Here is an 8,041-nt window from a genome sequence, read left to right as displayed (position 1 = left end):
AAAGAAGCCGTTTACAACCTTCTCTCGTGGGTTCGAGACAACGATGATCGTAGCGTCGACGACCTGATGGAAGAGATTGATCACCTCTTCGTTCACTCAACAGCCGACGCTAACGTTCAAAGCTGAGAGCGTCATAGAACGCGTGGCTCTGATTGGCCTACCTGCCAAGGACGCACTATCATGGGAGGCCGCCCGGATGCCGGGCCGCGGCATCCGGGCTGTAGCGCCCATGACTCGACTTCTTTCGCGCATGGACCAGTCAACAGAACGTGCTCTATGGCACGGAGTCCTTATCGGTCTCTTGCGCCCCATATCTTGGTTCACGTTCTCTAGGGATAGCAGCGTTTCCATCGAGTCAACAGGGCAGTACAGTCACAACAACTGATAAGTCCATACCAAGCAGTGATAGTGTCGTATGAGAGATGGTCAGCGGATGGAGGAGGCAACAAAACGGATTACTGCGGTAATGGATCGGGTTAGCGAGGCAGTCATCACCGACAGGGAGTTTCTCGAAACCGTTTCGACTGGCCTGTTGGCTCGTGGTCACGTTCTACTGGAAGATGTTCCGGGGACGGGGAAGACGCTCACCGCCGTTGCACTAGCCGATGCACTCGATCTGGAGTTTACTCGCATCCAGTTTACACCTGACCTGCTGCCAAGCGACATTACCGGCTCACAGATTTATAACGAGGAGCACGGTGAGTTCCAGTTCCAGCGCGGACCCGTTTTTGCCAATATCGTGCTGGCCGATGAGATCAACCGTGCACCCCCGAAAACCCAGTCGGCGCTCTTGGAGGCAATGGATGAGGGACAGGTTACTGTCGGTGGGACAACATATGACCTCCCAGAACCGTTTTTTGTTCTTGCCACTCAGAACCCCATCGAACAAGAGGGCACTTTCCGCCTGCCAGAGGCACAACGGGACCGATTTATCGTTAAGACCTCGATTGGCTACCCCGACCGCGGCGGCGAGATCGATCTCATTAGCCGTCGAGCGAGTCGGGACACCCAGATGCCGACTGTCAATCCGGTTGTCGACGCCTCGCAGGTGACCACTCTCCGCCAGCTGCCCGAACAGGTGAGTATCAAGGAGTCGGTCAAAGAGTATCTTGTCGACCTCGCCCGAGCGAGTCGAGATGATCCGCGAGTCGACGTGGGCGTCTCGCCACGTGGTATCCAGCGGTTTTTCGAAGCCTCTCGGGCCCACGCGCTGATCGATGGTCGTGACTACGTGACGCCCGATGATATCAAGGCTATCGCCCGTCCGGTGATGACCCACCGGCTGGTGTTGACCTCTGAGGCCGGAATTAAGGATATCAACGCCGAGGCAATCGTCACCGACCTTCTCGACAGCGTCGAGGTACCGGGCGCAGCGACGACTGCCGACTAACGCCTCTACTCACCCTCGAATTGCGACGACCAGCAGCAGGACACCCACAGTCGACGCGAGGACGCCGACAAGCGTCCCGTCGCTAACGATCAGTCGACTGAGGGCATTCGTGTACAGCCCCCACGCCAATCCGACGCCGACGACCGCGAGACCGAGTGCCGAGAACATGTGGATAGCTTCCAGTTGGATTGATGAGGAGGGACCCAGTTCAGCCTGCGTCGTGACGCTACGCTCGCCCGTGTTCCAGATGAAGATTGAGACGGCAACAGCGGCGAAGACCACAAGCACATCGGTACCGCCGATCCCAGCAGCGATCGTACCGATCCCGAGCCCCGCGCTGGCGATGGCGCTGCCCGCGGTCCGCCGGGGGATGTATTTCATTCCGCCTGCGGTTACAATCATGGCGAGCACGCCGGTCAACAGCGCCACGGCGACGGTGACACCCGCAAGAACAACCCCCGCCGGCGTCAGCGCGGTGACTACTTCATCGACCGGAACTGGTGTCTCAGGGATCTGGCTGACGGTCTGTGGCACCAATGGTGAGCCGACGATGGCGACCGCTACCGCACTTCCCCCGGCCAGCATGGACGGAATAAGGCGGCCGACAGTGTCGGTTACCCGACCGGCGACAAACTGCAACCCGCTTAGCAATACCACCCCAAGCGTCACGAGACCGATACCAGAAACGAGGCCGCGGCGGAGGCTGGGGGCTGCGAGAAGCTCAAAAACCACCGGGAAGCGAGCGAGAAGCGCCCGGGGATCTGACACCCCAAACGCAAGCAGTATCGATACAAAGGTTAGCCCGAGCACCGGCACAAAAGCCGTGTTAAGCACGGAATGAGTTCGCGAGAGTAGTTGACCGACGGACTCCTGATTCGTCTGTGGTGTCAACTCCATGACGGGGGCCACCACAATTAGTAGTTTGAGCGCCGCGATCTGGAGGGTCACGAGAAGCCAGAAACTGACGAGGACGAATACGGATTCAGAGGGCCGATACAGAAACGTGGTGAGGGTCGAACCATCGATCCCGGGGATGGAGACGGGAACCGCAGTCAAAGCATCGAACTGGAGGACTAGCAGGCCAGCGAGTGGCACACCGATCCCAATCAGCGCCCGCACGGCCGTCCCCCAAAGTTTGGCAACTGCGCCTTCCCCGACGCCTGTATCAAGCGTGGCGATGACGCCGAAGGCAGCTATTCCGACAGCGACTGTTACGCCAAGCTGACCGATCAGCGGCCGAACAAACGGATCGCCCGCAATTGTCAGCGGTACCAGCTCACGAAGCGGGAGGCCGACGGCAACCAACCCGACAAGGCTCGGCACGGGCAATAGCAGCGTCGCAACTGCAGTCCCGAGCGGTGTCTCTGTATTACGGACCAGAACAATGGTTCCCAACAGCCCCCCGGCGACCCCAGCAGCGAGGCCGGGCCGAGTTGTCCCGGTCGCGCTTGTGAGGAGCCAGCCACCGAGGGCCACGGTAGTGCCGATCAAAAGCGAGCCGAGGCGTGTTGTATTCGGCTTCGGCAGAATGGTTTGACCGGCCATCACTGCACCCCCGCATCCAAGCCCCGGGCAAGCGCGGCAGGTAGTTTCTCCGCTCGTTCCCAGTCAATAACCGTCGCCCCGAGAAACCGGAGCCGATCAAGCCGGACCGAACGCTGAAGCGCGACTATCCGGCCGCCGACGGTCTCGGGAGCGGTCTGTGGCGAGAGCACCGTCACCTCATGACCGTCGCCTCGGAGTGACTCGACAAGGTCAACGATCGCCCCGTCGGTCGCAGAGGTACACAACATCACCTGCGCGCCGGGCGGCACGAGCGACTGGAGCCGCTGCCAGTCGATGCCGCCGTCAGCCACTGGGGGAGATGCGGCTTCTCCGTGCGGCTCAGTGCTGGTCGGCCCAACAGTGGTAGAGCTGTTGGAGTGATCTCTGTTATCAATCCTGTCGGTCGCGCTCGACGCCGCGGCGTTACACACCGCTGTCGCGTGGGTGGTGAAGGCGGTGCCCTCGTCGGCCGAGACCCACGCCGGAGGTTCGATATCGGTCTGTGGGTCGGCAATCCCGAGTGCACCCAGCGAGACGTGGTGACCCTCGTTGATCAGCACTTCGATGGCGATTGTCGCGGCGTAGGCACTCAGGGTCGCCCCTGTCGGATCAGTCGGGGAGGCTGCAGTGTGAGTCGACGGGCGGCTGTCGGTGAGGACGACGACGTGGGCGGCGTGCTGCTCGCGGTAGTCGATCGTCGCCAGTTTACCAGTCTTCGCATACTGTCGCCAGTTGATTCGTTTGACTGGGTCTTCGGGCCGGTACTCTCGAGTCGCGTAAAACTCGACGCCCGGTCCACCCGAGTCCGTCGCCAGCTGCCCGGTATAGGAGGTAGTCTGCTGGACTGGGATATCCTCGACTGCGACCCGACACTCGAAGTCGGTGACGCCTGTTGCGTCGATTTCCTCTCCGACCACTCGCGTGCCGTTGAGGTTACGCGCGCTGACGGTGACATCGTCGAAGGTGTAGGTTCCACGGTCGGCAGCGAGCGTGTAAGTCGTCGACAGCTTACTACCCCCTGCGATTGCACTGCCAGCGCGGGGCGACCCCTCGGTAACGCCAAGTTCCTCGGGGACGCCATCAACGAAACGGAGGTCGGGAATTGCCGTGTCTCCCGTGTTCCGGACCGTCAGAGTCACGTCAACGGGCTGGCCGGGCAATGGGGTCTCAGGGCTGATCTCTCGGTTAACTTCGATGTTACCTTTGACGACCGGCGAGCCGGACAGCGCCCCGTAGAGAGCGAATACCAGAGGGACGGCCGCGGCAAGCACCAGCGAGAGCGATCCAGTTGCGATTCCGGCGCCGACAAGGATGATCGCATAAGCCCGCATGATCCGGTAGCGGGTGTGTCTCACTGTCGGCCACCTCCGGAGTCAAAGAGAGCCCGTAACTGACCGAACCGCCCTCGCCGCCGTGCTGGTGGGTTATAAGCCGTTAACTCAGCTGCACAGGTATCTTCAACTGCGCGCAACGTCCGCCGCGTTCGGTAGTTGTAGGCGTGGTCAGGATACAACCACGCGTACACTCGGTATAAAAGTGGGAACTCAACTGAATTGGTCGCCGTCAGCGTCGCCGCAGCTACCTGATCGTTGGTCCACTCCCCGTTGTCGACGTACTGTTCGGCCTGCTCGCGGTCGTCAAATTTGCGACCGTATAGATCTACTAGGACCGTCCGGAGTGACTCCTCGATGGTCTCAGAGCCAGACCGCCCGTTCCGCACGGATTCGAACACGCTAGTGAGGCCCGCGCCCGTCACGTCGACCTCCCGATCCGGCTGCTCGGGCGACAGGTCTGACAATACCGCCGTCTGATCGTTCGTTCGCCACGCCCACGAGCCCAACAGCCCGATACAGGCGAGGACCGCACCGGCGGCGAGGATCGCAGTCCGTACCCCGACAGCTTCGGTTAGTCGATCCAACTGCATCATAATCTCTGGCGGCAGGAGTTCGGGGCGGTAGCCAACAACGGCGGCAAACCCGAGGACGACGGCGCTTACGATCAACAACAGCAGGGTCCGAAATAGATGCTCACGGTTCATTCGTCGTCCTCCTCCCGGAGCGTCGACAGCGCCTCGCGGGCGGATTCAAGCCGCGATTCATCAGGTGACCGGTGGCCGTACTCTACGGCGCGATATAGGTCGGTGATACACTCCACAGGTCGCCGCGGCAGCCCCTGTCTGATCGCGTACCGACTGATCTCGGCGGGGGTCCGTGTCGTGAGCTTTGGCGGCCGTACAAACTCGACGAACGACCCCCAAATCGCCCGAATCCGTCGGTGTTGTTCTGTATCGGGGGTTCTCGTCGTTGTTGCGTCGGCTGTAGTATCATCGCTACTGCGACGGAGCCCCCGGAGTCGGGAGCGAACCCACGTGATCGCCGCTAGTAACAACCCGTAGGGGTTCACCTGATGGAGGATATTGATAAGCGATCCCGTCAGGAGGCTCGGCAACGACGTGAGCTGTCGCCAGAGCCCCACGATAGCGGCCTCAAACGCGGCTGCCAACCGAATCACGAGATTGGTCAACCGGTGTGGAATAGAGATAAGAAGGGCAACAATAGCCGCGAGTCTGCGTGTCAGTAGCTGCCGAGTGATCCCGTACCGCCGGGCGATCATTATGAGGCCGACAAGGGTACCAACCAACGCGGCGACGACGACCCCGGCGTTCCGGTACAGCCCGTCTATCGACTGCTCGCCGGTGACGCCGTTGGCGCTGGCGGTGAGGACAACCGAATCGGCGATGGGGAACGACAAAGTAATTGTCCCATTGGCGTCAGTCTCGCCGACGACCTCGCCGTCAACACGGACCGGAGTGCCCGATATCGGCTGGCCGTTGCGGCTAACCGTCGCAGTCGCCGAGGTTCCCGGGAGTGCGATCAGGGACGGTGAGACCGAAATATTAGGGGCAAGGGGATCACGCTGTTTGTCCTCAGCGGTCTCTGAGTCGTTGCCTCCTTCTGGCGGGGTGACGGTGAGCGTCGATGAGACATCAACCGACCCGCGAGTCGCCCGGACCGAATAGTTACCCGGCTCGATGTTTGCGAGCGAGAGTTCGTAAACGCCATCGCTATCGGTCGACCCAACGGTCTCGCCGTCGAAGTCGATGTTCGCGTCAGCGACCGGCACGTCCTGAACGGCGACCACAAGTCGAGCGGTCCCACCCGTTGTCCGATTCCCGCCCACGGAAATCGTCGCGTTTGTCTCTGGGGCGTAGGTCACCGACGATTCGTTAGTCGCGTCGTCCACCTGATGAAAATCAGTACCGAGTGCGCCGATCGTCGGTCCCCCAAGCCGGGAGATTACCAGCGGCAGACTACTCGCCACGGTCGGTAGTGCCTCGACGAGGCGTGGACTCACAGTTGACGTCGCATCATCAAAATCGGTGGTGAGGAGAGTCGACGCCGAACCGTCGATATCGGCAACAGTAGTGGTCGAACCCGAATCGTCGGAGTACTTGGTCTCCGAGCCGCGAGGACGAGCGGTAATTGTGATCTCTTCGGCGTACGGTAGGGTCGCCGGTGTCTCGCCGCTCGCATCGGTCCAGCCGACGCGCTCATCGTTGACATAGACTGGGACGCCGATGACCGCGCTGTCGTTTTTCTCGACGTTCACCGCGACATCAGCGCCGACGACCGCCGAACGGTTTAGCGAGAGGTCGTACGGTGGCTGTGGCGAGTCAACCGGAAGACTGCCGCCCGGCGTCGGATCGAACCGCACCCAGCCGACACCCTCGAAATAGACCTCGACCCACGCATGGGCCCGATCGCTTGTAACGAGAGATTCACCGTCGCCAACAGGGCTCCCCCCGGCAAAGCCGACTACGTACCGTGCTGGGATGTCCTGACTCCGGAGCATGGCTGCCATCGTCGTGGCGAAATGCTGGCAGTAGGCTTCGTCGACCTCAAACAGGAATTGATCGGCGATCGGCTGGCTGGAGTCGATATCGGTCTGGAGCGAGTAGCCCTTATTCGATTCGAGCCAGTCGTGGACCGCCATCACGCGGTCGTACCGAGTTTGTTCGCCGCCGACGATTTCAGCCGTGCGCTCGCCGACCCGATCTGGCGTATCAGCTGGTAACTGCGTGTATGTTTGACGAATATTGTCTGGAGCCCGCCCGTCAGCCTGCCGAAGGGTGGTTGCATCGCGAGGGGGAGGTGAACTCGTGGCGGTGTAGGTGGCTCCCTTCGAAAGTGAGCGGTCGGTGCTGACGCCGCCGACAGTCGATGCACGGACAGTCGTTCCTGACTGGTTCGACAGGCTGACACTCTTTGGCTGCCACGCTGTCGGTAGCGACCGGGTGTCGGTCAACACGGTCACTTCGTATTCTATGATCTGACTGTCTACAGTCCGATCGTCGTTCGGCACACCCTCCGAGATGGGACGATCGTCGGCCGACTGTTCCCACCCGGTACCCGTATAGTCCGTGTATGCGGTCTGTCGCCAGTACGTGGTTTCCGACGAGTTAACGACAAACAGGGGCACCGGAGTGAGTGATCCATTAAACCCACTGCTAATACTAGTTTGCTCGGGGGCGGCGAGTGAACCCCCGACTGGCGATCCTGACGTCCCGCCCGGCATCTCGCCACCTTCACCAGCAGTCCCGAGTCCGCTTTCTTCCAGTTCATCACCGGGGAGTCCGAGTGCTCCGGGGCCATTTTCCTCGCCAAAGATATCAACGACGGGGAGGAATGCAGCCGAGAGCAGCAGCGCCACAATGGCAACGATTACTAGCATCCCTTCGCCAGTTTGTCTCCCCTCGCTCATCTACTTGTGAACAGCTACCAATCCATCATGTGTAAAGCTTGCTTACTTTGTGCTAGTACTGTGGCTCTGATGGGATGAAAGCCTGCTAAGTCCCCAGCGTGCGTGAAGAGGTACTGGGGTGGTCAAAGGCCGATGATTCAACAGCGTCATAGAACGCGTGGCTCTGATTGGCCTACCTGCCAAGGACGCACTGTCATGGGAGGCCGCCCGGATGCCGGTAATGATTAAGATAACATTCGAAAGTCAAGGAACTGTTCACACCACTTCTTTGCGAAGCTGACGCGTTTCGTTATTTTCTCAAAAGTTTCCTGAACGAGGTCTTTGAATTCCGCTTCGCTCTCAACG

The 8,041-nt window shown here is 60.5% G+C and carries 5 protein-coding genes and 2 pseudogenes; 2 read left to right on the top strand and 5 right to left on the bottom strand.

Going from position 1 to position 8,041, the window contains the following annotated elements; genetic code table 11:
- Both EXE47_RS18065 and EXE47_RS18060 read left to right on the top strand, forming a co-directional pair.
- Positions 1–126, top strand: a pseudogene (locus EXE47_RS18065) (IS701 family transposase); the annotation flags it as partial.
- Between the two features lie 289 nt (positions 127–415).
- Positions 416–1,390 (top strand): MoxR family ATPase, encoded by a 975-nt coding sequence (locus tag EXE47_RS18060; RefSeq protein WP_089309440.1) that lies wholly within the window; start codon positions 416–418, stop codon positions 1,388–1,390.
- Positions 1,391–1,399: 9 nt separating this feature from the next.
- Here EXE47_RS18060 and EXE47_RS18055 read toward each other — a convergent pair whose 3' ends face one another.
- The 5 genes and pseudogenes from EXE47_RS18055 to EXE47_RS18035 form a co-directional block, all read right to left on the bottom strand.
- The gene (locus tag EXE47_RS18055; protein WP_049933437.1) at positions 1,400–2,935 is read right to left on the bottom strand and encodes a hypothetical protein; all 1,536 of its coding nucleotides are present in this window, start codon (positions 2,933–2,935) and stop codon (positions 1,400–1,402) included.
- On the bottom strand, positions 2,935–4,290 hold the full coding sequence (locus EXE47_RS18050; RefSeq protein ID WP_137704003.1) for a DUF58 domain-containing protein: 1,356 nt from the start codon (positions 4,288–4,290) through the stop codon (positions 2,935–2,937). The genes EXE47_RS18055 and EXE47_RS18050 overlap by 1 nt, the downstream gene beginning before the upstream one ends.
- Entirely contained in the window at positions 4,287–4,973 is a 687-nt protein-coding gene (locus EXE47_RS18045; RefSeq protein ID WP_049933434.1) for a hypothetical protein, read from the bottom strand. Before EXE47_RS18045 ends, EXE47_RS18050 begins: the two co-directional genes overlap by 4 nt.
- Positions 4,970–7,696, bottom strand: a complete 2,727-nt coding sequence (locus EXE47_RS18040) for a transglutaminaseTgpA domain-containing protein (protein WP_089309442.1) — start codon at positions 7,694–7,696, stop codon at positions 4,970–4,972. The genes EXE47_RS18045 and EXE47_RS18040 overlap by 4 nt, the downstream gene beginning before the upstream one ends.
- A gap of 224 nt (positions 7,697–7,920) precedes the next feature.
- Positions 7,921–8,041 (bottom strand): annotated as a pseudogene (locus EXE47_RS18035) (IS630 family transposase); the annotation flags it as partial.

Origin of the sequence: Halorubrum sp. GN12_10-3_MGM (assembly GCF_005435235.1) — an archaeon.
Classification (GTDB): domain Archaea; phylum Halobacteriota; class Halobacteria; order Halobacteriales; family Haloferacaceae; genus Halorubrum; species Halorubrum ezzemoulense.
Note: the sequence above shows the minus strand (reverse complement) of the source record. Positions and strands in the feature narration are given on the sequence as shown.

What these genes read in the sequence shown, in the direction of transcription:
- EXE47_RS18055 (WP_049933437.1), bottom strand. Translation starts at nt 2,935, where the DNA reads ATGGCCGGTCAAACCATTCTGCCGAAGCCGAATACAACACGCCTCGGC.
- EXE47_RS18045 (WP_049933434.1), bottom strand. Translation starts at nt 4,973, where the DNA reads ATGAACCGTGAGCATCTATTTCGGACCCTGCTGTTGTTGATCGTAAGC.
- EXE47_RS18040 (WP_089309442.1), bottom strand. Translation starts at nt 7,696, where the DNA reads ATGAGCGAGGGGAGACAAACTGGCGAAGGGATGCTAGTAATCGTTGCC.
- EXE47_RS18060 (WP_089309440.1), top strand. Translation starts at nt 416, where the DNA reads ATGAGAGATGGTCAGCGGATGGAGGAGGCAACAAAACGGATTACTGCG.